The following is a 25,976-nucleotide window of genomic DNA, read 5'->3' as shown; positions in this document are numbered from 1 at the left end:
CCTGAGTACACAAAAAAAGAGCCGCAGCAATAAGCCTGCGACCCTTAGGATTGTAAAACTATCCGTTGTGGTTAAGGTAGGCATCTTCTCGCGAATGGATCAAACGTATGAATATAATTGGACAGACTGATCCCGTTAGCGGAAAATGTATGAACAATGCCAGCCATAGCAATTGGCAGCTGGCTAATACGGTTGTTGGCCATTTCGTGATTCACCTACCTCACCCCCTTCAAAACTAATATCCTTAATGTAACATAATCCATGATGCCATGGCAATGGTCGGCCACCTCATATTAGAGATCTAACCAACTTCAAATAAACGTTAGATGAAAATAATACTGGCATAATTTCTAGTCGTTATCGTTATCATCATCTTTATCATCGTCATTGTCGTCATAATCGATCGAAAGAATACTGCCGCCAGCTGCAGCAAGGTCTACTTCGGCAATTCCATTGCTTGTCTTGATCTTTACTTCGTACTGCTGTATTCCGTCATCCCAATCACTCTTTACCTTCAACACTTCGCCTTTAACCGCAGTTAAAGCCAGCTTGCCTGCCTGCTCTTTTGTAATTGCATTTTGTGAACCGCCGGCAGCTTTAGTGTTTGGCGCTACAGATGAATTCGTTGCATCACGTTCGTCGTCATCATCAGTTTTCGTGTACAACACTGCCCCTGAATCCGCAGCGACATAAACATCCACCTCTTCAAAGCTTCCTTTTTTAGTCATTTCTACTTCATAGAAGACAACGCCATTTTCACGCTCAAGTTCAATATCCGTGATGGTACCCGGCACTTCTTTTAATGCAATCGCCTTCGCTTTTTCCTTGTCGATGCTGCTGGAAACGGCATTCGCTGCAATCGCTGATCCTGGCACCGCTATTGCCGTTGCAATGACTATTGTCATGATCCACTTTTTCTTATTCATGTTTATCTTCCTCCTTATAGTAGCTGCTTGTTAGCATACTAATACTCTAACCTAGCTATCTTTGAGCAAGATTACAGCTACATTAGAATTTGATGATAAACATGATGTCGAAAAAGTCTCCATTTCACTTGTCATCGTTATCATTATCGTCCCATGTTACAGATATGATCGCTCCAGAAGCCGCATTTAACTGAACCTCTGCTTCACGCCCACCCTGTGTATCGATCTCGACAAAGTAATACCACTTCCCCTGAACATTATCGATATCAACATCCGTGACGGTCCCATTCACCCGGCCCAAAGCTAGCCTCGCAGCCTCATCTTCATTCAGCAGTAAAGCAGGATTAGCTGTTGCTCCATTATTGGGTGAGTCTATAGAGGGTGTTGGCAGCGGAGCGGTGATCTCCTGCTCGTTCGACGGATTCGAACTTGGGGATGCCGTTTCGCCGGGCTTACTGCTCTCATAACGTTCAACACTTTTGATCTCCGTAATGCCGGCATGCTCCTTGTCTACATGGAGCTCATATAAACCAGCTTCAGATTTCAAGCGAACAAGGTAGTTTCGGCCATTTAGCTCTGCACTTACGATCTCACCCTCATATTGACTTAGAACCTCTTGTTTGGCCTCATTAAGCGTTAGACTTTCCTTATTGCCTGAGCGAAAGATCAGAGCAATGACAGCAGCGAGAAGCAGGATGGCGAGGAAGAGGAATGCAGCTATTATCCAAATTCTGCGTGTTATTTGAAATGGTATACGATCATCCCCTTTATTGGCTTTTCCACATCATAACCTTTGTTTATTACATTTTACTGAGAAAGCCCTGTTTGATTCGTCAGTTTAAGTGGGAGAGACAGGATAGCGGTCGTACCTTCACCTTCACGGCTTTCGAGCATAATCTTTGCTCCGATCACTTCCGAAATTTCTTTTGCCAGCGACAGGCCTAGTCCGGCTCCTCCTTCCTGTTCAGCTTCTTTGCTCCTCGCCTGGTCTACTCGATAAAAACGATTAAAGACAAGCGGCAGCTCGGCCGCTGGAATACCAATTCCACGATCAGTCACTTCGATAAAACTGCTGCTGATATTTGTACCCACCTTAACCGTAATTTCATCTCTGCTATATTTTCTGGCATTATCGAGCAAAATAAATAACAGCTGCCTCAGCAGATCTGTATCTGTAAAAGCAATAAGCGGCTTATCACCTACCGGAAACAGGGTAATCTCTCTTTGATAAGTATTGCGAAAGCTGGTGATCGTTTGTTCCACTAGAGGAAGCAGCTCGATCCTATTCATTTCAAGCAGCCAGTGCCGATGCGGCTTGGCGAGCAGAAGCAGCTGATCGGTCATCACCTTCATACGGACCGCTTCCGAGTGGATCGCCTCCACTGACTCCATGAAGAGATCCGGACGCTGCTGTCCTCTCCGCTTCAAGAGACTGGCGTAGCTTTCAATAATCGTCAAAGGTGTTTTCAGCTCATGCGATGCATTGGATACAAATTGTTCCTGCTTGCTGAAGCTTATCTCCAGCAGACCGATCATTTCGTTAAACGTTTCGCCCATCTCAACAAGCTCATCCTTTGATCGGCCATCCTGCTTCAGCTTCACAAATTTCCCGCTGCGGGCGACCTCCTGCATAGTCTTCGTCATCGCAGCTATCGGTCGCATAATGAGACCTCCCAAAATACCGCTCGATATAATTGTCGGTATCATTACAGCAGCAGATACACATAAAAGCACGATGCGTAAAATGCCAAGCAGCGTCATTAATTCCTCCATGCTTTTTGTAGCCTGCACATTTGCAACATTTCCATCAGCTCCGATAAACGGAATCGATACGAAGCCGTAGCTTTTCCCATTAATCTCAATCCGCAACGCTTGCCGTTTCGGATAAAAGACGGCTGACTGGTCACTTAGCACTGTTTCAGTTGAAGAGGTGACAAGCGGTACAGTGAATTTATCCTTATTTCTTTCATTCACAATCCTCATCATGCCGTTTAAGGGCACATAGGCACGAAGCAGCTCTACAGTTGCGATATTATTATCAGCCTCGCGGATCGCCATAGATGCCTGCTGCGTCTCAGCAAGGATTTGATCCAGCTCCCGGTCAAGCGTTAATGAATAAAAAATAAAATAAACAGTAAGATTAGCCACCAGCAGCAGTATCGCGAACAAAACGGAGGAATAGAGATGCGTCTTCGTTCTCAGCTTCATTGTGGATCCTTCAGAACGTAGCCGATGCCTCTAATCGTTTGAATCAGTTCGGTCCCAAAACCCTCGTCCACCTTTTTGCGTACATAGCGGATATATACATCAACAACGTTCGTATTCCCATCATAATCGTAGCCCCAAACCTCGGACAAAATCTGATCGCGATTCATCACAAGCTTTTTGTTGCGCATCAGATAAGCGAGTAAGTCGAATTCGCGCTGCGTTAATTGAAGCAGCTTACCGCCCCTCATCACTTCTCTAGTATTCAAATTAAGCTTTAAGTCTGCCGCTGTCAGCCATTCCTCTGTATTATCTGTTCGATTCGTCCTAGCTGATAGCCTAAGAGAGGTTCGAATTCTGGCGAACAGCTCCTCTATCTCAAATGGCTTGGTCAAATAGTCGTTGGCCCCAAGATCAAGCCCTGATACCTTATCCTCAACTGAGCTCTTAGCCGTTAACAACAGAATGGGAACGTCCTCGTCTATAGATCGAATCCGTCTGAGCAGTTCAATTCCGCTAATGCCCGGCAGCATCACATCCAACAAAATAAGATCCGCCTCATACTCTTGAAATGCCGTCCATCCTTCTAGGCCATCCTGCGCGAGCCGCACTCGATATCCTTCGCTTTCCAATTCAATCTGGAGCAGTCTTGCAATTTTGCGCTCATCCTCAACAACCAATATGTTCTTATTCATAACTCCACTATCCTCCCCGCAGGCAGTCCATCCATCCGATTTCAATACCTCTTTTCATTATACCGCAGAGAGCAATATTCAAATCATTATACAAAAAAAGAAGACTCCGATATAAATGGAACTGGAAATTTACGCTTTGGGCGCTGCGTGAGAAGATCATTCTTCATTTTTTCAAGTCCAACATATAGAGGAACAAAATCACCCTTAGAGGTGATTGGAAATCACAGACACATCTGATCACACTTCTAACGGAAACCACAGACGCTAAATAGCCTTTATTGTTCATTTCAAGATTGTAACGGAACCACAGGCCTCTATTTGTACTCTACATGCCGGAACGAGCTTCATTTCTGCGTAATAGCGTCTCCCTGTTCCGTTAAAATGTGACGCTAACCCAAATTGCAACTTTAGCGTCTCTGGCTTCCGTTAGCTTCCGTTAGCTTTCGTTATCCCTTCTCCGGCTGCTGGTGCAGCATCGTTATCAACAGGTTCGGGGAATGCATAGTTACTCCTAAACAACAAAAAAACGACCGACAACTAATTAGTTGTCGGTCGTTTCGATTGGAACACCATTACCAGCACCCTAGATAAATCCGATTAAGCTGGCTGCTTCTGCGCTTCCTCTTCAGGTGCCTTCGTTCTGCGAATAAAGAGACCGATGAGCAATGCTAGGATGGAGAGAATTCCCCCTACTACAAACGCACTGTGGAGCCCGGCCACCATTGCAGGTACTCCTTCGGCAGGATTAGTAGGATCAGGAGACGTCGTCATATAATCTCTCATGCCAGACGACATAATACTAACGAATAAAGCAACGCCGATCGCACCCGCAACTTGCTGCAGCGTGCTCATCACCGCCGTACCATGAGCATACAGCCTGCGCGGCAATTGATTCAGCCCTGTCGTCTGCGCTGGCATCATCACTAACGAGATGCCGATCATCATTAAGATATGAAGGAAGATAACATATCCGCTCGACCATGCTGCATCAATTCCCGAGAACAGCCAGATAGACACACTCATCAGAATCAGACCAGGTATGACAAGCACCCTCGGTCCGAATTTATCAAATAACAAACCGGAGACCGGCGCCATAATCCCGTTTAAAATACTGCCTGGCATCAAGACGAGACCTGCGCTCAGCGCAGTAAGCATCATTACATTTTGCAAAAATAACGGGAGCATAATCATCGTGGAGAACATAGCCATCATCAGCACGAGCATGAGCACCGTAACGAGTGAAAACATCGGATAACGAAAGACTCGCAGCTCCAGCATCGGTTCCTTTACCGCAAGCTGACGCCATACAAAAAGGATCAAGCTGATCCCTCCTATAACGAGACACCATACTACCTTCGGATCCGACCAGCTTCCTTCCCCAGCGCTGCTAAAGCCATAAACAATGCCTCCAAAACCGATTGAGGAAAGAAGGATGGAAACGATGTCGACCTTTGGTCTAGTCAGCTCACTGACATTTTTCAAATAAATCGCTGCGTATACGATGGAGATTAATGCTAAAGGAATGACCAGAATAAACAGCCATCTCCAGCTTAGAGAGTCAACGATAAGACCAGACAAAGTTGGCCCAATAGCCGGAGCGGACATCATGACCAGACCGATCAATCCCATCGCGCCGCCTCTCTTCTCCGGTGGGAATATGATCAGGATCGTATTCATCAATACAGGCAGCATCAATCCAGTTCCTAGTGCTTGTACAATGCGCCCAACCAACAGAAGCTCAAATACTGGCGCTATCGCACAAATTACCGTGCCGAGCAGGAACAAGATCATAGCCCCGAGAAACATTTGACGTGTGGTAAACCACTGTTGCAACAGTGCTGTTACGGGAACAAGGATGCCGACAACGAGCATATAGGCGGTAGCCAGCCATTGAACAGACGTTTCCGTGATGCCAAAATAGACCATGAGCTCCGGAAAAGCGATGTTCAGCAACGTTTCATTCAGAATGGAAACGAATGCGCCGATAATCAGCGCGGCGACAATCGGCCCTTTCTTGATCGTGCTCAAATCTAGACTTGTTTTAACTTCCATATTAGGGCCGTTCAAGGATATCCCTCCTTCGATGATGTGTACTTGTATGGACGATTTTCAGAGTTACACAGAAAAATATACCGAACATTTGTACGCCATGTCAATATTTAGATTAAAATAGTCAATCCTCAATATAATATTCCAGATACATTATATTGGATGAGGTAGGAGCCAAGCGACCTCCTCCTACTATTATTTGCTGGGCATACGATTTTCATTAACCTACCTTTGCACCATGAGCGAGCGTAAATAATACAGATTGTTCTCTATCCATTCTCATTCCTGTAATGGTAAGTGATTTAAAATCCACTCCTTCCATTTTTGCCCCTCTTACATCAGCACCCTGCAGGTTCGCTTTTGCCAGTATTGCCATAGTCAAATCACAATCTCTTAAATCAGCCTTTTCTAAATTCGCCCCTGACAAATCTGCTTCAAAAAATTTAATCCCACGTAAATCCTGATAACGGCCATTTTCTTATTGTTGATCTATATTACAGTAAGCTTGATGAGTTTGACGAACAAGGCGTTTATATTCGTAGCAAAGCTTTTTCGAACGATGTTGGAAAAGTGGCTTACCACGATGGGTACTTTTTCACCCTCTTAAGTGAGGGGGCCCCTAATATGGGCATTATATCCGCTGACGATTTCACTCTTCTAAAGACGGTCTTGATCAATCCAAATGACATCTTATGGACGCCAAATGGGCAGTTTCTGGCTATTTATAACAATAAACTAGAACAATATTCGTGGAATGCCGCAACCAAAGAGTTAGTAATAGAACATACCTATCCGGTAGGTGGGTATAACCTGAATATGCATGGCGATGGAGAACAGATTACTTTCACTGAAAAAAACAGCTTAAATATGTATATAATGAATCCTAATACGCTTCAATACGAAGATACAACATTTCAGCTTAGCTATGGCAATGGTGTTATGGACAGCTCAGGTCATCTTATCTCCTATGATTGGGGAGCCTTTTCCATCATTGAACCGAATTATGGGGCTGTCTATCAATCTAAAAATAAACTTTATTCTAATAACAACTGGAGTTATTATTCAGAAGATACCTATCTCGTTCCCAAAAAAGTATATGATTCTGCTTCTCAAAACTATAAAATGATTCCTGTTCTTGTGCAAATGACGATACCTGATTCGGACCATGAGGCTTCATTTACAACGGTCTCTGAAACCCCAGTGTATCCCGCGGTGCCTGTCACGGGTACGATATTAGACTTAGGAATTAACTTTCCCTTTAACGGAACAACGCTAAATGAAATTCAAATTACAGACCAATACGGCGATAAAAAATTATTTTTCACGGGTCATCCTGAGACGGGAATTGTGACTGACGTGCCTGATGCCATTTATCATGCTGTAATCGGCAGCGAAATTGGCAAAAGAATGGCTGTTATCCAGTTTTCAAATATCAAAAATTCGTGGAATAGCGGAACATTGCAAATTATCTTTTTTGAGGAAACTGGTGAAATTGTCATGCAGGCTGAAACTCATCAGCCCACCACTTCGATGGAGGTATATACTTATCGCCATCAAGGAAATGAAAGCTACCGTGGATTCCCTTCAGGTGCAGCACAAAGCATAAATCTTGTGAAAGATTCGTTTATTGCTAATCGCGGCAGAGAGTATATTTCTATCTTATTGAAAACGGGAAATACACTTACAGCTCCTGTACTGAATGCTCCTGTAGATAAAGAGCTTTTCGACGCAAATGAGGATGAAGTCATTCTCGAGTGGACAAATTCCAATGACTCTGCCAACTATGACAAGCAGTATTTGCTGCTTTCTACAGATCCTAACTTTAATAGCTATCAGCAGATGGATGTGACGGGTCAGACCAGCTACAATTTGAGCACCTTACCGTTGGTACCAGGTACACCTTACTATTGGAAGGTGCTGGCGGTGAATACAGCAACCGCTGAAATTGTGATGTCTGATACGCAACAATTTGCATTTAAGATCTGGACAATTGATCTAGCAGTCAGCAATACAACCTATGCTACAACATTGGCGCAAGTGACACTGGACACTTTGAATCTGAGTTATTTCCAAAAGGCTGGCGTTACTGTAAGCACCTCTCCGAATCCAACTGTAGAGGATGAAATAATTGTTGTTGCTGCCCCTAATCAAGCAGTAATGCACAATACGATTAATGGACTGCAGCCCGATACCGTATACTATGCCAGAGCTTTTGCTACAGACGGCACTCAGACCCGATACTGCCAACAAAGATCATTCACAACAGAAGTATTTGAACACCGACTACAGCTGAGAAACGTTAATTTTTCTCCTACGGTAACCGCTAATGTATATTCAGCAACCGTTCCCTATGAATTATCCGTAACGAATGCTACCTATGATCAAACGAAAGGCATTACCTCAGCAGAACTTTGGGTCGAAGGTGATCCTTATGCCTGGGGAACAGATATCCCACTAAACGTTGGTTTGAATACGATAACATCTTCTTTAACAGATGCTGTCGGTACCATCCATTCCACAATACTCGTAATTAGAGAAGCAGCACGCCTTGCAGCAGCACCAACGAATGTGACTGCTAGTGCAGGTAATGGTGCCGCAACCGTGCGATTTGACGCACCAGCCGACAGCGGCTGCTATCCAATTGATAAATATGTGGTGACTTCACAGCCTGGGAATATTGTGGCTGAGGGAACGACCACAGAAATTGAAGTGACTGGACTAACTAATGGAACGAGTTATCGGTTCAAGGTACATGCGGTAACGGCAGCAGGTGATGGACATGAATCCGCTCTTTCCAATGCGGTTACACCAAGCGCAGGGCAAGTTGTGGAAGAACCACAAACAACTATCAATGCTCCAACGAATACATTTGATATTTGGATTAATGGCGATGGTGTCAAAGCCACTAACCTTAATGAAGAATGGAAGATTATATCCTCCACAGAAGTAGAGGACATTAAGCTGGAGATCTCACAGAAAGCTTGGACAGAGCTATTTGTTCCTCAAGGCTTTGTACAGCTAGAGCATCAAGGGATCGAATATCGCTTCCCTGTCCACAATGTCATTACAGATCAAATGAAGCAGCAGTTGGATCTTTCAGAACAGTCGATCTATTCCGTCGTATTGCATCTGCAAGTTGATGAACAAAGCATTCAACCCGGTTCGCTGCCAGCAGGAGTAGTCAGCAAAAGAAAACTCATTAAACTCAAGCTGGAAATCCAAGCAGGAGAGAAATCAGTTGTGATTGAACGCTTTAATAGCTTTGCACAGCTTCGTTTCCCAATTGATACGACAGATTTAACTACCGCTGTTCGTTTGGATGAGGAGGGAATTGTCCATATTCCGACCAAATTCATCACTCAAAATGGGAGCCCCCTTGCTGAGCTAAGTCTCATTAGCAATGGCAGCTTCATAATGATTCAATACTCGAAGGGTTTTAATGACATTCAAGGGCATTGGGCAGAGAAACAAATGCAAGAGCTCGCAAACCGCCGTGTGATCGATGGTTTTGCGAATGGAGGCTTCCAGCCGAATCAAAATATTACTAGAGCACAGCTGGCTGCACTAACTGCAAGAGCTTTGGGATTAGGCGAAGTCAGCTACAAAAACCGATTTAAGGATGTCAGTCCAGAAGCATGGTATGCCAATGAGTTGGAGGCTGCGGTAGCATTTGACTTGTTACAAGGCTATGATGACGGCAGCTTCCAAGGAGACAGCCCAGTAACTCGTGAGCAAGCCATAGTCGTTCTAAATCGTATCGCCATATTGACAGGTATCCGAACTAGAGAAGAGGATGCGCTTTCTGCTCTAACCTCCTTTGAGGATGCAAGTCAAATTTCGTCTTGGGCAAAAGCAGATGTTGGAGCAGCAATCTCTGCTGGAATCATCCAAGGTCGCAGCAATGGACAAATTGCCCCGCAGGAATGGATGACTAGAGCAGAGCTATCAGCGATTTTATATCGCTGGCTATTGCACACAGATCGTCAATCCTAACATTATTGAAGTTTAAACATACAAAAAGCACCGAGAATCTCGGTGCTTTTTGCATGTTCATCTTGGATTAAGATATTCAACCTCTGACTTCTTCATTGACAGAAACGCTTTCTATTGGAAGATTGGTGCGCATACCGTTTTCGCTTCTGACAAGAAGCTTTGTGTATTTTAGGTCTTATCACATCAACCAACGCTGTCAACTGAGTCTATAAAGTCTCTGTACTAAGCGTAAATCCTTCGATTACGGCATCTTCGTCGATCTCAATCAGGATGCATCGTTTCCCTTGATAATTCACCTGTCTCACATACTTTAAATCCTGCGGGCTGACCGAAATCGAGGCTACCTTTGTATCGATTTTAATTGATTTTGAAGTGAATTTCGGCATAACGCTGCTTGCCTTCATTTCATAGTTCCTATCGTCGACGATCGTTTGAAACGCGCGTTCCACTTTTTCCGTCGTCACGTTCTCTATGCCGCTTACTGTCAGCACACGTTCCACATCTTTATAATCCAACTTCGGGGGTTCTTCCTCATCTTCGTTGGTTTCGATTACCTGGTGGATCTCCTCGTACACCTGTGCGAGAGTGGCTACGTCGAGTTGTTCGCCCACCACTTCCTTCACGATGTCTTCGAAAATAGCCCTTTCTTCCATTGCCGTCATGGATCTTTCGGCATTTAAGACCTGTCCGATGAAGTGCGGATCTGGATAATTCGATTTTGCCGTACAATACAGAATGCGGTTCACATCGGAATAGTTATCCGTCACGCTAGGATAAAAGAACCCGTGCTCCGGCGAACTTAACTTGATAATCGGATCTACAATGACATTGTACTTAAATTCCCTCTCCACATAATCGAACAAGAGAGTTTTCTTTTGCTTCTCCGTGGAATTCACGCTGCATAGAATGAACGGATGCGCGAACAGTTCGTCCTTCCCGCTCTCTTCGGCTTCTTCATTTCTGCCCTTGGTCGGCCGGAAATACTGTCCACGAACGAACGTGACTACCGTATCCTGTTCATTCTTGGCATCCACCAACATTTTATCCACCAACAACAGCATCAGGTCCTTCCATTCTTCAGGATCGCCTGTCGCTAAACCTTGGTGAAGTAGCACTCGCGTTGGATCCTCTGCTTCCTCCTGAAACTTCAACTCGAACAACTTCTGATCCAATTCTCCGGTCAGCAGTTTTTTGAAATTTCCCACATACAGCTCCTGCTTCTCTCTATCCACAAGAGAAAACGCCTGGCGCTCCCAATGATAGACCTCGTTGCTATCCTTCATAATATACACGTTGAGAATGTCGTTAATATTCATCATATCGTGATCCAGCTTAAATTGCTTGCGTATATGCGCGACTTCTTTCTTTATCATGATTCGCTAGACAACTCCTAAGAAGTAAATTGGTTTTATCAGTATAAACGATATAACAGCCCTTCGCTAGAAGAGCTGTTAATGTTACTTCTCTTCAGTTCCGTTCCAAACCAACACCTCCACGCACTCCACATGCACCGTATGCGGTAACATATTAACCTAGAGTTTAAGCAACTCAAGTTATTCAATAGACTATATTGTAGATCTACAGTTTCAGCTCTAACCAAGCCACACACTCAACGTGCACGGTATGCGGGAATAGGTCGACAGGCTGCACGGTTTGAAGAATGTAGCCGAATGGCAGCAATTCAGTTACGTCCGTTGCGAATGTGTCAGGATTGCATGATACATAGACGATCCGTTTTGGTTTGGAGCGTCCAATGCGGCGCATCACTTTCCCTCCAGCTCCGCTACGTGGTGGGTCTATCAACAGAATATCTGCGAATCCAAAATGATCATGCATCTCATCTAGACCCCTGCGTGCATCACGGGCAAGGAATGTCGTGTTATGCAAATCATTATCGATGGCATTCCGTTTTGCGGATTCAATAGATTTCTCGACAATCTCGATTCCCGCCAATTCCTTCACACGTGCCGCAAACGGTAATGAGAACGTACCGACACCACAAAACAGGTCGATCATTTTCTCATCTTCCTTTGGTTTCCCCATCTCAAGCGCAAGGTCCACAAGCTTTTGGGCCTGTAAAGGGTTCGTCTGGAAAAATGTATCGAACCATAGACGATAGCGATAGCCTGCCATTTCATCATAAATGAAATCACGCCCTGCTAACTGATGCGTATCCTCGGATTGTGTACGATCCGCCCAGTCTGTGTTCACAAGCCAAAGAAGGCTTTTCACATTCGGGAACTTCTTCGTGATCCGCTCTACAAGATTTCGGGCTGCTGACGCTAATTCACCGTCAGGCGTTTTTGTAGCAAATAATGCCAACATCATTTCGCCGGTCGCAAACGATTCCCGCACCATCAAATGACGAAGAAGCCCCTCATGTGCATCTTTGTCATAACCTTTAAGGCCGTACTCTTTTACCCATTCGCCCACTTCCAACATGCCATCAACCATATTCCGGCCTGCAATCAGACACGTTTCCAGTGGGATGATCTTACGAAAATCCCCTTGTTCATGCATTCCAATATCCCCCTCAGGGGAAAATGTGAACTCCATCTTATTACGGTAATGCCAAGGGTCGTCCATGCCGATCGTATCCAGTACCAGTTCTGAATCTAATCCTTCACGTTTCAATGCGTCCTTCACATGATTAGTCTTATGCTTTAATTGACCTTCATACGTCCAGTGTTGCCATACACAACCTCCGCAAAGCTCAAAATGAGGACAAGGTGCATTCGTCCGTTCGGGGCTTGCGACTAAAATCTCTTCAGGGATTACTTTTTTTCGTTTCTTATCAGGATCATCGACGACGACCTGTACTGACTCCCCTATGAGCGTCTGCGGAATCGTTAACTTCAGCTTTCTAGGATTGGAACCTTTATCACTCTCACGCCAAATCACAGCTTGTCCATTTCCTTTTTCATCCAAATGGTCAATTTCCGCGACGAGCGTTTGTTCTTTTATATTAGTCAAGGAATGATTCCCCTTTCAACAGTCAATTCATGTATGAAAAGATTATTTTCACAATGCTTGTGTATCTCTTCAAAATAGACATGCCTTTTCATTATAATGAAAATGGGGCAGAATGAACATGCACTTCAGACAAGCTCAACAATATCAGGTTTGATGTGTGATGGGTGACAGACACCATTAATGTGTCTGCCGCTCACACAATTGCTTCTGTGCATCAAACGAAAAAAAATGATATTATGTAGGATGGGTAAAGGACTTTGCTATAGCTTATATCGTTTTTAAATGTTGCAACAAGAGGAGATAATATGAGTAACGAACAAAACTTTTGGCTTGATTTACCAAAGCCGTTTTTTATATTAGCACCAATGGAAGATGTCACAGATGTTGTATTTCGTCACGTCGTTAGTTCAGCCGCAAAACCAGATGTATTTTTCACGGAATTCACAAGTACAGATAGTTATTGTAACCCTGCAGGAAGAGACAGTACTCGTGGCCGGTTAACGTTCACAGAAGATGAGCAGCCGATTGTCGCTCATATTTGGGGCAATAAACCTGCATTTTTTGAACAGATGAGTATTGATATGAAAAAACTAGGTTTTCGTGGTATTGATTTAAACATGGGATGCCCAGTCCAAAACGTCGCATCCAATGGAAAGGGTTCTGGATTAATACAACATCCTGAAGTTGCAGCCGAAATTATTCAAGCAGCAAAAGCAGGTGGATTGCCGGTTAGTGTTAAAACAAGATTGGGCTACCATCATATTGACGAGTGGCGCGATTGGTTAGGACATATATTGAAACAAGATATTGCGAATCTTTCCATTCACCTTCGTACAAAAAAAGAGATGAGTAAAGTAGAGGCACACTGGGAGCTCATCCCTGAAATAAAAAAATTACGCGATGAAGTTGCTCCAAATACGTTGTTAACGATTAATGGAGATATTCCTGACCGCGCAACAGGATTAAAATTAGTAGAACAATACGGCGTTGATGGAGTCATGATTGGCCGCGGCATTTTCACCAATCCATTTGCTTTTGAGAAAGAACCTAAAGAACATAGCGCGAAGGATTTTCTCCATTTACTACTTTTGCAGTTGGATCTTCACGATAAATATTCAAAAGAAACCGAACCACGTCCATTTAAACCACTTCTTCGCTTTTTCAAAATCTATGTTCGTGGATTTAGAGGCGCAGGAGAACTAAGAAACCAATTAATGGACACTAGGTCAACTGATGAAGTACGTCGTTTAGTACTTCCTGTTTTAGATCAAGAATTAGATTGAATCATACCCACCTGTACATGATTAAAAAGACTTGCTGTTAAAACAAGTATTTTTAAGGAATCTTCTAGTAATCAAATTAACTGGAAAGGATCCCTATGGAAGAACGATTTTGATAAATTAAAAGATGGTAATTACAATTTTAATTTTAGTATTCAATATACCAATGGAACTATAAAGGAGGATACCGTAAAAATAAATATTAAAGACAGTGTATGGGATGTAGTTGGAACTCATAGATTGGAATAATATTATTTTCTAATAGAGCAAACAATGAAAGATAAAACACACCCAAACCATTTAGGTACTGGGTGTGTCTTATTTTAAAGTACAATGAACAATAGTAGTAAATATAGAAGAAATACCGAAGATGCCCATCGTTCCGGCCTATACCGCCCGCCGCTGCCGGGCGTATTAAATATCTAGCTGAACTCGATAGTCCAACCATGTGTAGTCGCATAACAACTTCTGATTATCCTAACTATACCATTCGGGTATATGCAATTTATCGTTTCGTTCCCCCTTGGAGCAAACTCCTTTCTTCGATCTTCATATTTCTCAATGTATTTACGAATGGTTTTTCAATCTACCCCCGTCATTCTACTAATTTCTCTTTGAGATATTCCTTCTCGGTAATTCACCAAGTTAATATTCTGTTTTTGAAGCAAGTTGATCATCTCTCCCGCTCCCCACATCATCATTCTATCCCTATGAGGTAATCGGTAGGTAGGGGAGCTTTAAATGATTACATGGTGTACTTTTAATTTAACAGATACAAGGTCTTAGTTGCGTCCCGCAAAAGTTTCTTCGGTAAATACTAATTAATCTTTCGTTTCATATATTTAGAAAAAATGGAATTATAATATATATCCACATGATTTATGTACTTAATACTAATAAAAGGTGGGTAGTGGAGTTAATCATCTACCAGACATGTGACTAGCATTCTAAATTAATCTATTAAACCAGGAGGATTGTATGAAAAAAATATCATTGCCCAGATGATTATTTGGTTCAGTTAGAAACACGCACCTCTAACACCTTCATTGGACCCTATACTTATTTCCAAGGAAAATCTGGAACTGTTAAGAAAGGAAAAGATGTAGCACTTGTTATCAGAATAAATACCACGAAATTCTGGGAGTGGAGCGGCACTACCATTGCAAATGAAAATGGTTCGTTAGTCATAGCAGCAAGTAGTAGCGGTGGACCTACCCTTCTCAATACTTACGGTAAGGAATATCCACTTTTCTATTCTGACCCGCAATCAGGCATCAGCCTATACACCCCCCTGCTAACTTGGCTGTCAATGTACAAGTGCGAAACAGCACATATCGTGCCGATCTTATAAATCATTATGAAACAAATTGGGGCACACCTACTAAATTCACTTGGAATCAAGTAGACATTCACCATATGCGTCCGCTAAAATATGGTGGAAGCAATGCAGTATCTAATCTGATTCCGTTAATGAATGGCACGAATTCCCACGCAGTAATCCCTAAACATGCTTTCCTTACACGTTGGTGGTCTTATTATTAATGAAATGAGGGAATTAGCTTGAGTGAACTACTATCGTGTTTAAATGCTCTAAAGATTCGCCTCAATCAATCAGATGAAAAAGTAATACTTGTTCAAATGGAAAAAGGAGATTTATCCAGGAAGACTTTCTCTTTCAATCCGCCGGCTGACACTGGTATGATACACGACTTTTTTAAAGAAAATAACTGGAATGTTCCTGAAGACTATGCGCAGTTTTTACGAGAGCATGATGGGGCGACATTATTTGAAGACCCGAAAAACGGTGGCGGGTTGGAACTTCTCTCATTAAAACATATCCTTCCCTATATCAACGATTATGGATATATGTTTCCCGATCATTGTTATCCAATTGGCTTCTATAATGCAGCAATATTAATGATTGATTCGGAAGAGAGCAAAAAATCCTCTGAGTATATGTTTTGGCAAAGTTGCTATGATAAACATGATGAAAAGCTTAATTTGAGAATGAACTTTGAAACGTGGTTTGACTTGTTTATCGTTTCTCAAGGTTCTGAATATTGGTTATGGCCGACCTTTAAACCACCTCTTTAAAAAAAAAGGCACAACGAGCAATAACCTCGCTGTGCCTTTTTTTATTTTTATTCTCTATTCTTTTTATTTGGCTGATTTTTAGATATTTGTTGTTTAGGAGGTCATTTTCTTAATCTCGTTTGTTGAGCGAATAAATATAACTTTTTCAATTTTCAGTCTCATTGAGTTTTAAAGTTTATACACCGCTAGTGATCTATAATTGAATGTTATCCAAAATAATATATTATAAAAATAATCGCCCCATAGATAACTAATAAATAAAGCAAACGTAATAAAAGGACCAAAAGGTAAGGTCTTAATTCGTTTGTATCCCCTTGTTAATAACAAGTACATCCCTACTAATGACCCCATAAAACAAAAAAAGACCTCTCAAAAGTTCAATGAACTCATGAAAGGCCTCTTATTTTTGCGCCATGTGGTCAAGCAGTGTTTCCTCTCAAGGAAACCCTTGATGCTACAGGCTTTTCAGCCTGATTACCGCATGGAGCGTTATTCTGCTCCATCGGCGATGAAATCTACCGCTTATCATCGAATCAGGAAGCTTAAAGCCAACGGCCCGCTTCTTCGGGTCGGTGCCCGTAGAGAAAGGAAAGAGGGTTATCATTTAAAGCAACTTAATCTGCTCTTCCAGCTCATCAACCAATACTTTTGCAAGTTCAAAATCAGTATCTTTTAAAGCCAATTCTATTTTCATTTCAACTGATTTTTTATTTTGTTCATTTTCTAGATAGTCTTTATCAAAATGACTAGCATAAATCATCTCTCTAAATTTTTGCATACTCATTTTTCTGATCGTCTTATCGTCAATGATTAAAACATAATCCATACCATTTACAACAGAATAGAAATCGTGAGAAATCATGAGAATCGCACCTTTGTAGTCTTCAATGGCTTTCTCCAGCGCTATTTGTGTATAGGTGTCTAAATGGCTTGTCGGCTCATCAAGAAGCAATACATTTGCTTTACTGGCAGATACTTTAGCCAATTGAAGCATATTTTTTTCTCCACCTGATAAAGAGCCTATCTTTTGATGAACGATTTCTCCTTCAAAGCCATAGTTTGAAATATACGATCTAATCTCATCATAAGTTTTAAACCCGGCATCGATGAATTCTTCTAGTATTGTATTAGAATCCTTTAGCATTTCGCCTTGAATCTGAGATAAATAAGCCATTTTAACATCAGCATTTATTTCAATTGAATCATGATTATTTTTAAAGATATCTCGGAGTAAAGTCGTTTTCCCCGTACCGTTTGAACCAATAATGGCTACTTTATCAGTAGATTTTATCTCAAAGTTAACATTGTCTAAAAGCAACTCACCAAAGGCAACACTGTAATTATTGACATTTATAACAATGGTGTCTTCAATTTCATTATCAATACCAAAACTAATATTCGGTTGCTTAATAGCAACAAATGGCGCTTTAATTCTACGTGCTTCCAATCTTTCTTGAAACCTAACTCTAGCTTTTAATGCTTTCCCTCTAGATGCTTCTGAATTATAAGTTGCGATAATTCTAAGATTAACGATTGTTTTCTCGTTTCTCTTAATTTCTTCATCATCAGCGATTGCGAGTTCTTGCAACTCAATTTTAGTCTGAAGTAATGAGAAGTTATAATCAATATATCGCCCATCAAACTCTTGGATCTCCGTGTTTTCAAGGTGTATAATTTTGTTGAAACAATGATTCAATAGATATCGGTTGTGCGTAACAACTAGCAGTATTCCTTTGTGAGAATTAATAAGATTTTTAAGCGCATTTAGGTTTTCAAAGTCTAAAAATACATCTGGTTCGTCCATAATCATTAAGTCTGGACTACTAAGCATTTCCTTCATCACTTGAATAAGTTTGAATTCCCCACCACTCAGGTCGGATACCCTAAGATCTTTTAGCTTCATGAGGTTTGCTAGATTTAGTTTCTTGTTAATGTTGCTTTCAAAATCATCCCCACCGATTGAATCAAATGCGTCTAAAGCTAATTGATACTTTTCCAATAACGAATCCATATCCGATGATGTTTCCATTTCAGTACAAATAGATGTTATTTCATTTTGTATCTTAATAAAATTTTCCCCGATATATTCAAAAACGGTTGTTTCTTTCGTTTTGTCTAGTTGTGAGAATTGACTTACATGCCCAATTTTGCAAGTCGGGTCTATTTCTAATATGCCCTCGAACAAATATCTTTCTGGATCCATCAGTATATCTATCAACGTACTTTTCCCACTGCCACTTGTTCCTATAAAAGCGCAATGTTGTGCCTCTTCTAACGTAAATGAAATGTTATTATATAGTTCTTTTTGCGGAAATGAGAAGGATAAGTTATCAACTTTTATCATAGTGTTACCTTTCTTTATAACTAAAGTAGTGACTATTATTAGATGTATTGCAAAACATAGATTTTGAGTTTACCCTTGTTAGAGTAACACTGTTTACAACCAACTACAATCCATTTGAATCCTCCCCCTCGGGAGTCATCCATGCTGCCTCCTGTCGGGGAGCTTTTTGGTAGGCTGCAGGGGTAGCTGACAAGCCTTGTTGAATGCTCGTGTAAACGACTCTTGTCATGAGAATCCATACTTTACAGCAACCATTCATGTATTGAAGGATTATTCCCACAATGCTTCTGTAACTCTTCAAAACTGACATACCTTATCATTATAAGGAAAATGGGGCAGAATGAACATTGGGGCAATAACTTGATTTTCAAAAATAATGAGAGACCTCCCAAAAGTTCAATGAACTCTTAAAAGGTCTCTCATTTTTGCACTATGTGGTCAAGCAGTCTTTCCCCTCAAGGAGAAGCCCTTTATAGATCGCATCGAGCAGACGATGAGTCTCGTCGCAGCCGTATTCCCAGAACATAACGCCAGCCAGCTCATTAAGCTTTACGTACTCGCATTTATGCTGCAGCGACTCTTCATCCTCATAGGAAATGAAGCTGGAACCGTTAAAGAGATATGGTGCCTTCGCTTCGTCGTCCCAGTATCGAACATAATCGTTTTTATCGATGTATTCTGCCGCAAGAGTCGTGAAATCCGGTCCATATCCTCCGGTGCTTCCCGCCATTTGATGCAGACCATGATTGCGATCGGGAACATGACGCCATACCCGTGAATAAAATGCCGCACCAAGGACGATCTTCTCCTTCGGCACTCCTGCACGGATGAATAGGCTAACAGATGCTTCTGCGCTGATGCGGAACAAGTCACCGGTTGCTGTATACAAATTCGTATGATGCCCCGTCAAAATTTGAAAGCCCCCGCGCATATCATAAGTCATCAACTGAACAAAATCCAAGTACTGCTGAACCTGGTCCATCTCCGTGCCGTCTACGTAATATTGATCCGCTCCTGCAGCAATAGTGAGCAGGTAATGCCGTTCGTCGCTCGCGCCTTGACGATCCAATGCCTCGCGCATCGTCTTAAGAAGCAGCGTAAAATTCTTCTTGTCGTCTGGACTGGATGCAATGTCGGCTTCGCCGTAGCAAGGGTATTCCCAGTCTAGATCGATACCGTCGAACGGACAGTCGGTCACTATGCGAACTGCCGATTCCGCCATGCTTGCTCTTCCCTCTTCTGTAGACGCTGCTTCGGAGAAGCCGCCGGCACTCCAGCCTCCAACGGATAATAGAATCGTCAGCTCAGGAAACTCACGTTTAATTTTCCAAATATCATCCATATTTTTCAAATGCTCTAGTGTAATCTCATCATTGCGCACATGGCCAAATGCCACATTCAGATGAGTTAATTTCATCAAATCTTCCCGCGTCATGTCAGGAAGCTTGGAATCCACGGCGTAGCCCGCCACAATATATTTTTGCTTCGTCATCTTGTCTCACTCCTTTAAAGTGGTTGCTGCCATACGCCTGTTAGAAGCTGCAACGCTTCCTGCCCGGTTCCAATCTTGTAGCCTGATGCTGTATAGCGAATCTGGTCTTGGTTGTCCAGCACGAAGAGATGCGGGAAGCCCGCTTCACTCGTCGGAGGCTCCGCAATAAAGCCTGGTAACGAAGCATAGGTCGAATCCCGGACAAATACGGTGCCAGAAGGGAGCTTCGAATATCGCGAAGGATCAAACGACGCGGTCCACTCCGAATCGCCCACGATGAGAACGATTGGCGCACCCAGCTCTGCAAACGGTTCGGCCAACTCGCTAATTTCTCGAATCAAATGCTTGGACGGCTCTCGCTCCGGTTCTATCCAGGCAACTACCGCTCCGTTCATCCCGATCAGATCTCCGAGTGCCACGCTCGTTCCGTCAAGATAGGCGACTGTATTGCTCCGATTCATCGACCCAAGCACAGGAATATCTTGCTGCGCCTCACGGAATGTAAGCGAAATTCCCGTTTGTTCCCCTGCGCGCACCGTGAAATAAGAAAAGCGCACTCGTACCGTGCCATCCTTCAGACGGACACCTGATGTCATACGATAAGCACCTTGTTCCACCTCGAACGGTTCATCGTACACATCCGATTTCCCGTAGGGGTAGAACAACGTTTTATACACGCCGTTTTCCAACCGTGCAAACGTAAAACTGCCCGAATACGAGGCAGCAGGTGAGTCTGCCAACGCTGCACTATCCCGAAGGAGCTGCAGCGTACCGCTCTCCGCCTTCTCCTTTTGCAGCATCGTTCCATGCGTGAATAACGCATCCATCCAGCTGCCATTCGCCATATATTGCGGCTTCTGCTCGCTCGGATGCAGCCGCGCCGGAATGCCCAAGCTGCGGCAAAGCGCCACGAACAAAATATCGACGGAAAGCGGATCTCCTTTTTTCATTTTAAAGGTGCCTACTGGGTTTCCTTTGCCCATTAAGTTGGGAAGATCCTCCCATTTGCCCCACTGCCCATCCAGTATGCGAACAAGCACCGAAGGATCTTGGCGGAACGTTGCCGCCTCCTCTTCGGTAAACGCATTTTGAAAAAAATGCTTATAGGGCACGATCATTTCATGCAATACGCGCGGACAAAGGATATACGAAACGAACGTATCTTCCTCAAGCTCTCCGCGTTGTGACATGGAACCTACGAGATGATCGATAAGTGCTGGGCGGAGAGTATCAATGAAATCCTTCTCCTTCATGCTCTCCAGCAGCCTCAGTGGCCACTCTCCATATTCGGAAGAGTTCTCTTGCAGGAAGGCGGCTATCTCGCGGCTATTTCCGCGCGCCTTGCGCAATACATCCCACACCCGCTCCTGCGGAAGACCGAAAGCCACCGCAAGCTCCGTCGCTTGCGCTTCGCCAAGAAATGTATCTTCATAGCTGGTTCGAATCTTCGTTCCCTCTTCAATTCGATTATTGTGCCGCATTAAACATTCCTCGGACACTGGATCTGAAGATTCACCGTTACGTTCCGGCGGAGGAACCATGTCAAAGTCTCTTATACCATCTGGCTGCTGCGACTGATTCAAAATAACCTCGAAGCGCTCGCCGTCAGCGACAGTAATCTTCTCTTCGCCATAGCTGCCATCCTTAACAGCACGGATCAACAGATCTCCGAAGCCCGTCTTAAACGATGCCTCGCCAAGCACATTTGTCTTGAGTGCTGCAATCGGATAAAATTCAGCCATATTATACAGCTCAAAATAAACATCGGCCCCGCTAACCGGTTGTCCTTGCTCATCCTTCACCACAATGGCAATGCTCCGCGTAGGCGCATAACCTTCCAGCAAATTGATTTCTGTGAACCACTCGGCGGCAAGCGTAATGTCCTCGGGTCCTCGATAATTCGCAAAAACCCGCGTGTTGATCAGCATCGCGCGCCGTGCAGGCGGACTGAACCAGCCTTGGTCAAGGCGAGCTTCCGGTTCGCAAGCGCCGATGTAATGCCACTTGCCGTCAGCCCACGCTTCCACCCATGCGTGGTTATCATCACAATGTGCCCAGCGCGGCGTATACACTTGGCGGGCTGGGATGCCAATGCTGCGAAGCGCTGCAACTGCAAGCGTTGACTCCTCGCCGCAGCGTCCCCGCGCATTGCGAATCATCGTCAGTGGCGAGATCGTTCGCAAGTCGCTGCCAATGTAGTTGGCCTTCTCATGGCACCAGTAGTTCGTCTCCAAAATCGCTTCTGCCATAGACAAATGCGCGGTCCTGGCAGCTAGTTCACTATACAGAATGCCGCGGGAGTCCTCGATATCCTCCGTATTTACACGGTATGGCAGGACAAAATGCAAAAACAGGTGATCGGGAACACGTCTTCCCCAAGGCACTTGACCCCGAATTTCCAAGGTATGGCGCACATGGCTCAAAAATAAGTCTCCGTCATAATCGGCCATGTCGTTCACTGGCATATAAGCGAATAAATATTTGAGCGCCCAAGTCTCTTCCTCAGTCAGCCCCTGCTGAAAGATATCGAACAGCTCATGCGCTCTAGCCTGAGCAACCAGCTGCTTCTCGCGGAATTTACGATCAATGAGCTCCATTGCTCTATCATCTAAAGAAAATACGGAGGTTTGCAAGGTCATTCGATTTCACTCCTTCCATAGCTTGCCGTCTTCTCTGATACAGTAGACAGCCTTTCCATCCGTTGACGGCGCTGAAATTTGAAATAAGGAGCGGGTCGTTTCAATTGTTGGCGAAATGCTCCAATTTTCATTGTCGTTCATTAACAGGCTCGCTTCTTTCGTAAACGCCCCACGACTTGCGAAGTAATTGCGTTCACGATAATAAAGCTTGCGCAGCTCCCACTTGATACGCTCGTCCGGCGGCAGCTCGAAAGAATCCGCTGCGTCTCCTTCCTCAAACACGACATAACCCCAAAGCTCAGGATAATGCATATTAATAAGCCCCATCGGCGACCATACCCAGTTATCCTCGGGGTAAGACTTCCCCGTATCCGGATTAATGACTTTGCGGAACTCGCCATCCTGCACTTCGGCGCGCCATTCAACGCGAGAGAAATTGACTCTCCAAAACTCGCCCTTCGCTGGCGGCCTGCTTTCAGCCGCGCACTCGCGCAAGCTTTTCCAAGGCATCGCCACCTCGATGCTCCACTTTCGATTCAACGCACCCGGCTTGTTCAACTCTCCGTCAATATGCACCGCCGTCTGAAGTCCGCTAATATCCCAGCCGTTAACCGGAGGACCTCCGTCGCGGTAAGGCTTAACAAGCAGCAAATCCCAAACGGTGTTCAAGGCGTTAATTTCAAATTCGTAATAGTTATGGGTATCTCCGTCGGGATCGATGAAAATTTCAAAATCATTATCATAAAAAATGACCGAATCCCGCTCCGTCAACGTCGCCCAAATCTGATCCTCCATTAATTCCGCCGCAAAATAAAAATAATCATCGTCCCACAGCATTTTTACCCGAGTCTGCTTAGATGGCTTTGGTTTCAGGTCGCCTTCGATATCGACAAAATCATTCGTCCAGTTCGCCGCAGCCCAGAAAGGCTTATCGACACGGCCATCGAGAACGAGCTCCCCTGCCGCGCGTCTGCATATATAATGCTTGGGAGCATATTCGATATTAGGCTCCGGTACTCCGCTTACATTCATGTGATCTCCTCCGGGTCATCTAAATTTATATTTATCAATGAAGCTCGCTTATCGTTGGCATTCATTCCAGAAGCGGCGCAGGTTGTCCATTGCGATGCGGGATGCCGCCTTGCATTCTTCCATGCCTTCAAACTCAATCGTGATGTACCCGTCATAACCCGACTCCTTAATGAGCTTGACGATTTTGCGGATTTCAATGTCACCGTGTCCAACAATCGCACCGCGCAAATAGTTCCCATTCGACGTCAAAAACCAGTCGCCGCCACCCGGAGGCTGATCGTACGGACGGAAATAAAAATCTTTGAAATGGATGAGCGAAGCATAAGGCAGGTTCTTCTTAACGCCGATGATCGAATTCTCATCCACGCACATGAAGTTTCCGATATCCAGCGTCGTCTTGAAATTCGGACGGTCTACCTCGTGAAGAACACGCTGTACGCGGTCGCTCGACTGTACGCTAAAGCCGTGATTTTCAATCGTTGTCGTTATGCCGTACTGTGAGGCATAATCCGCTATGAGCTGGCTGCCCTTCACCATCAGCTGCAGATGATCCTCGAACCATTTGATCGTCATCTTTTCTTCCGGAAGGGTAAAAGCGGTCACGTCATGCCTCATATGGTTCATGCCAAGCCGGTGTACAAGATCAACATGCAGCTTGACTCGCGCAACTTCCTCGTTGAACAATTCTTCCGTTTCTTGCACAAAATTAGCCGGCATCGAGTAGTTAGATAAAGCGATCCCAGCTTCCTTAGCTGTCTCCCGAACGGCATCCGCCAGCTCCGGGTTGTCTACTAGCGTGTAGCCATAAGGAACAATCTCCATATGCTCCCCGCCGTTATCCGCAATCCAGCGGATGGCATCAAGAATGCTCAGCTCTCCGGATTTAATCGCGTTTAATAAACTGTATGAGCTTAATCCAATTTTCATCGTTTCTTCCTCCTTGGAGAGCATGCCTCCTTGCTAGTTATGCGTTACAACAGCTCCAGAACCGCCGTACATATCCAGTTCTTCATCAAATTCCAGCTTAAGCACCGTAACTTGATTATGGGTGTCTTCCCCAGTCATATGAATCCATGTCGTTCCCGGAATGTTGAACCACGGCACGCCGCCATGAATTTCATGCGTAAGCTCTTTGCCGGAGTGAAGCACCGTAATTTTTTTGATCGGATTACATAATCCTTTCAGACACAAATTCTCCTTCGGATCGTCATAAACAAAGAGATACAATGTCTTTTTATCTTTCGAGACGGTGCTGCCGCCTAAATAGTAACGTGGCATAATGCCTTCTTCCGTGCCGAATACCGCTTCCTCATGCGTTCGAATCCAATCGCCCAGCCCGAGCAAAATATCTTCTTGTCTCTTATCGATCGTTCCGTCCTCCATAGGGCCTATATCGAGCAGCATATTGCCCCCCAAGGTAATGCAATCACAGAACATTCGGATGATCTGATTTAATGATTTGTATTTGTTATCCGTCGGCACATATCCCCAAGAGCTGTTGATCGTCGTGCAGAACTCCCATGGTCCCTCCGGCCGCGTAATCGGAATGCCTTGCTCCGGCGTTTTGTAGTCGCCATAGCCTTGCAGACGCGAGTTGATAATAATATCCGGATTGAACGATTGCAGGTATTGCTTGAACGCAGGCAAATTCCACTGCTCCGCGCTGCGTTCCCAGTCCCCATCGAACCATAGCAGATCAACCTTCCCGTAGTTCGTCAAAATCTCCCGCAGCTGGTCATTGTTAAACTGCAAAAACTTATTCCATTTCTCTTCATCCTGAATGCCATCGACAGGACTTGAAAACTTATTCACCGTACTCAGATCCTCCGGTACCCTGCCACCTTCAAAAACAGACGGATAATCGGGATGCGACCAATCAATCAGCGAATAGTACATGCCAAGCCGAATCCCTCTGCTCGTAACGGCCTCCGCATATTCTTTAATTAAATCCCGTTTCACCGGTGTCTTCTTCACAACGTTTAAGTCGCTGTACTGCGTATCCCACAAGGCAACTCCGTCATGGTGCTTAGTCGTAAGAACTGCGTACTTCGCCCCTGATTGTTCAATCAAATCGGCCCATTTGTCCGCATCGAAGTTCGCAGCCGTAAAGCCGTCTAACTGTTTCATGTAAGCATCATAGGGCATTCTTCCGTTATAGAAGGACCATGACTCCGCAACTCCATCAACCGCATAAATGCCATAGTGTATAAAAATACCGAGCTTTGCCTCTTTAAACCACTCTTGCATAACTCAT

17 protein-coding genes and 1 pseudogene are annotated in these 25,976 nt (G+C 44.1%); 3 read left to right on the top strand and 15 right to left on the bottom strand.

The features are described 5' to 3' along the window. Positions 1 to 71 precede the first annotated feature (71 nt). From MHI37_RS05620 to MHI37_RS05590, 7 genes and pseudogenes are all read right to left on the bottom strand, one after another. Complete coding sequence (locus tag MHI37_RS05620) at positions 72 to 215, bottom strand: hypothetical protein (RefSeq protein WP_179090275.1); 144 nt, start codon at positions 213 to 215, stop codon at positions 72 to 74. Between the two features lie 135 nt (positions 216 to 350). Continuing rightward, positions 351 to 926 (bottom strand): PepSY domain-containing protein, encoded by a 576-nt coding sequence (locus tag MHI37_RS05615; protein ID WP_076338598.1) that lies wholly within the window; start codon positions 924 to 926, stop codon positions 351 to 353. A gap of 124 nt (positions 927 to 1,050) precedes the next feature. After that, positions 1,051 to 1,473, bottom strand: a complete 423-nt coding sequence (locus tag MHI37_RS05610) for a PepSY domain-containing protein (RefSeq protein ID WP_076338597.1) — start codon at positions 1,471 to 1,473, stop codon at positions 1,051 to 1,053. 260 nt (positions 1,474 to 1,733) lie between these two features. Next, positions 1,734 to 3,134, bottom strand: a complete 1,401-nt coding sequence (locus tag MHI37_RS05605; RefSeq protein ID WP_076338596.1) for a HAMP domain-containing sensor histidine kinase — start codon at positions 3,132 to 3,134, stop codon at positions 1,734 to 1,736. Then, positions 3,131 to 3,826 carry a response regulator transcription factor gene (locus MHI37_RS05600; protein ID WP_076338595.1) on the bottom strand — a complete coding sequence of 232 codons (696 nt, stop codon included), beginning with the start codon at positions 3,824 to 3,826 and terminating at the stop codon, positions 3,131 to 3,133. The genes MHI37_RS05605 and MHI37_RS05600 overlap by 4 nt, the downstream gene beginning before the upstream one ends. A gap of 597 nt (positions 3,827 to 4,423) precedes the next feature. Next, positions 4,424 to 5,878, bottom strand: coding sequence for a DHA2 family efflux MFS transporter permease subunit (locus MHI37_RS05595; RefSeq protein WP_144023753.1), 1,455 nt, complete (start codon positions 5,876 to 5,878; stop codon positions 4,424 to 4,426). A 217-nt stretch (positions 5,879 to 6,095) separates the two neighbouring features. Then, positions 6,096 to 6,338 (bottom strand): annotated as a pseudogene (locus MHI37_RS05590) (pentapeptide repeat-containing protein); the annotation flags it as partial. Between the two features lie 161 nt (positions 6,339 to 6,499). On the opposite strand from MHI37_RS05590, the gene MHI37_RS05585 reads away from it, so the two are divergent. Continuing rightward, positions 6,500 to 9,868 (top strand): S-layer homology domain-containing protein, encoded by a 3,369-nt coding sequence (locus MHI37_RS05585; protein WP_076338593.1) that lies wholly within the window; start codon positions 6,500 to 6,502, stop codon positions 9,866 to 9,868. Between the two features lie 206 nt (positions 9,869 to 10,074). Here MHI37_RS05585 and MHI37_RS05580 read toward each other — a convergent pair whose 3' ends face one another. Next, a complete protein-coding gene (locus tag MHI37_RS05580) occupies positions 10,075 to 11,241 on the bottom strand; it encodes a DUF4317 domain-containing protein (RefSeq protein WP_076338592.1) in 1,167 nt (388 codons plus the stop codon). A 205-nt stretch (positions 11,242 to 11,446) separates the two neighbouring features. Next, positions 11,447 to 12,841 carry a 23S rRNA (uracil(1939)-C(5))-methyltransferase RlmD gene (rlmD, locus tag MHI37_RS05575; protein WP_076338591.1) on the bottom strand — a complete coding sequence of 465 codons (1,395 nt, stop codon included), beginning with the start codon at positions 12,839 to 12,841 and terminating at the stop codon, positions 11,447 to 11,449. A 305-nt stretch (positions 12,842 to 13,146) separates the two neighbouring features. On the opposite strand from rlmD, the gene MHI37_RS05570 reads away from it, so the two are divergent. Both MHI37_RS05570 and MHI37_RS05565 read left to right on the top strand, forming a co-directional pair. Further along, a complete protein-coding gene (locus tag MHI37_RS05570; RefSeq protein WP_076338590.1) occupies positions 13,147 to 14,124 on the top strand; it encodes a tRNA-dihydrouridine synthase in 978 nt (325 codons plus the stop codon). Positions 14,125 to 15,681: 1,557 nt separating this feature from the next. Further along, the gene (locus MHI37_RS05565; protein WP_083676432.1) at positions 15,682 to 16,215 is read left to right on the top strand and encodes an SMI1/KNR4 family protein; all 534 of its coding nucleotides are present in this window, start codon (positions 15,682 to 15,684) and stop codon (positions 16,213 to 16,215) included. A 604-nt stretch (positions 16,216 to 16,819) separates the two neighbouring features. Here MHI37_RS05565 and MHI37_RS05560 read toward each other — a convergent pair. The 6 genes from MHI37_RS05560 to MHI37_RS05535 form a co-directional block, all read right to left on the bottom strand. Continuing rightward, the gene (locus MHI37_RS05560) at positions 16,820 to 18,559 is read right to left on the bottom strand and encodes an ABC-F family ATP-binding cassette domain-containing protein (protein WP_076338588.1); all 1,740 of its coding nucleotides are present in this window, start codon (positions 18,557 to 18,559) and stop codon (positions 16,820 to 16,822) included. A 430-nt stretch (positions 18,560 to 18,989) separates the two neighbouring features. Continuing rightward, positions 18,990 to 20,051 carry a glycoside hydrolase family 18 protein gene (locus MHI37_RS05555; RefSeq protein ID WP_076338587.1) on the bottom strand — a complete coding sequence of 354 codons (1,062 nt, stop codon included), beginning with the start codon at positions 20,049 to 20,051 and terminating at the stop codon, positions 18,990 to 18,992. Positions 20,052 to 20,065: 14 nt separating this feature from the next. Next, on the bottom strand, positions 20,066 to 22,690 hold the full coding sequence (locus MHI37_RS05550) for a transglutaminase domain-containing protein (protein WP_076338586.1): 2,625 nt from the start codon (positions 22,688 to 22,690) through the stop codon (positions 20,066 to 20,068). A gap of 6 nt (positions 22,691 to 22,696) precedes the next feature. Next, positions 22,697 to 23,722 carry a carbohydrate-binding family 9-like protein gene (locus MHI37_RS05545; protein ID WP_076338585.1) on the bottom strand — a complete coding sequence of 342 codons (1,026 nt, stop codon included), beginning with the start codon at positions 23,720 to 23,722 and terminating at the stop codon, positions 22,697 to 22,699. 48 nt (positions 23,723 to 23,770) lie between these two features. Continuing rightward, on the bottom strand, positions 23,771 to 24,649 hold the full coding sequence (locus MHI37_RS05540) for a sugar phosphate isomerase/epimerase family protein (protein WP_076338584.1): 879 nt from the start codon (positions 24,647 to 24,649) through the stop codon (positions 23,771 to 23,773). Between the two features lie 33 nt (positions 24,650 to 24,682). Beyond that, on the bottom strand, positions 24,683 to 25,969 hold the full coding sequence (locus MHI37_RS05535; protein WP_076338583.1) for an alpha-L-fucosidase: 1,287 nt from the start codon (positions 25,967 to 25,969) through the stop codon (positions 24,683 to 24,685). Between the last annotated feature and the right edge of the window lie 7 nt (positions 25,970 to 25,976).

The sequence above is a fragment of the Paenibacillus sp. FSL H8-0548 genome, from assembly GCF_038630985.1.
Taxonomy (GTDB): domain Bacteria; phylum Bacillota; class Bacilli; order Paenibacillales; family Paenibacillaceae; genus Pristimantibacillus.
This window is presented reverse-complemented; position numbering and strand designations above follow the sequence as displayed.

Coding starts and splice junctions, on each gene's coding strand:
- MHI37_RS05615 (WP_076338598.1), bottom strand. CDS start 926: ATGAATAAGAAAAAGTGGATCATGACAATAGTCATTGCAACGGCAATA.
- MHI37_RS05605 (WP_076338596.1), bottom strand. CDS start 3,134: ATGAAGCTGAGAACGAAGACGCATCTCTATTCCTCCGTTTTGTTCGCG.
- MHI37_RS05600 (WP_076338595.1), bottom strand. CDS start 3,826: ATGAATAAGAACATATTGGTTGTTGAGGATGAGCGCAAAATTGCAAGA.
- MHI37_RS05595 (WP_144023753.1), bottom strand. CDS start 5,878: ATGGAAGTTAAAACAAGTCTAGATTTGAGCACGATCAAGAAAGGGCCG.
- MHI37_RS05585 (WP_076338593.1), top strand. CDS start 6,500: ATGGGCATTATATCCGCTGACGATTTCACTCTTCTAAAGACGGTCTTG.
- MHI37_RS05580 (WP_076338592.1), bottom strand. CDS start 11,241: ATGATAAAGAAAGAAGTCGCGCATATACGCAAGCAATTTAAGCTGGAT.
- MHI37_RS05570 (WP_076338590.1), top strand. CDS start 13,147: ATGAGTAACGAACAAAACTTTTGGCTTGATTTACCAAAGCCGTTTTTT.
- MHI37_RS05560 (WP_076338588.1), bottom strand. CDS start 18,559: ATGATAAAAGTTGATAACTTATCCTTCTCATTTCCGCAAAAAGAACTA.
- MHI37_RS05555 (WP_076338587.1), bottom strand. CDS start 20,051: ATGACGAAGCAAAAATATATTGTGGCGGGCTACGCCGTGGATTCCAAG.
- MHI37_RS05550 (WP_076338586.1), bottom strand. CDS start 22,690: ATGACCTTGCAAACCTCCGTATTTTCTTTAGATGATAGAGCAATGGAG.
- MHI37_RS05545 (WP_076338585.1), bottom strand. CDS start 23,722: ATGAATGTAAGCGGAGTACCGGAGCCTAATATCGAATATGCTCCCAAG.
- MHI37_RS05540 (WP_076338584.1), bottom strand. CDS start 24,649: ATGAAAATTGGATTAAGCTCATACAGTTTATTAAACGCGATTAAATCC.
- MHI37_RS05535 (WP_076338583.1), bottom strand. CDS start 25,969: ATGCAAGAGTGGTTTAAAGAGGCAAAGCTCGGTATTTTTATACACTAT.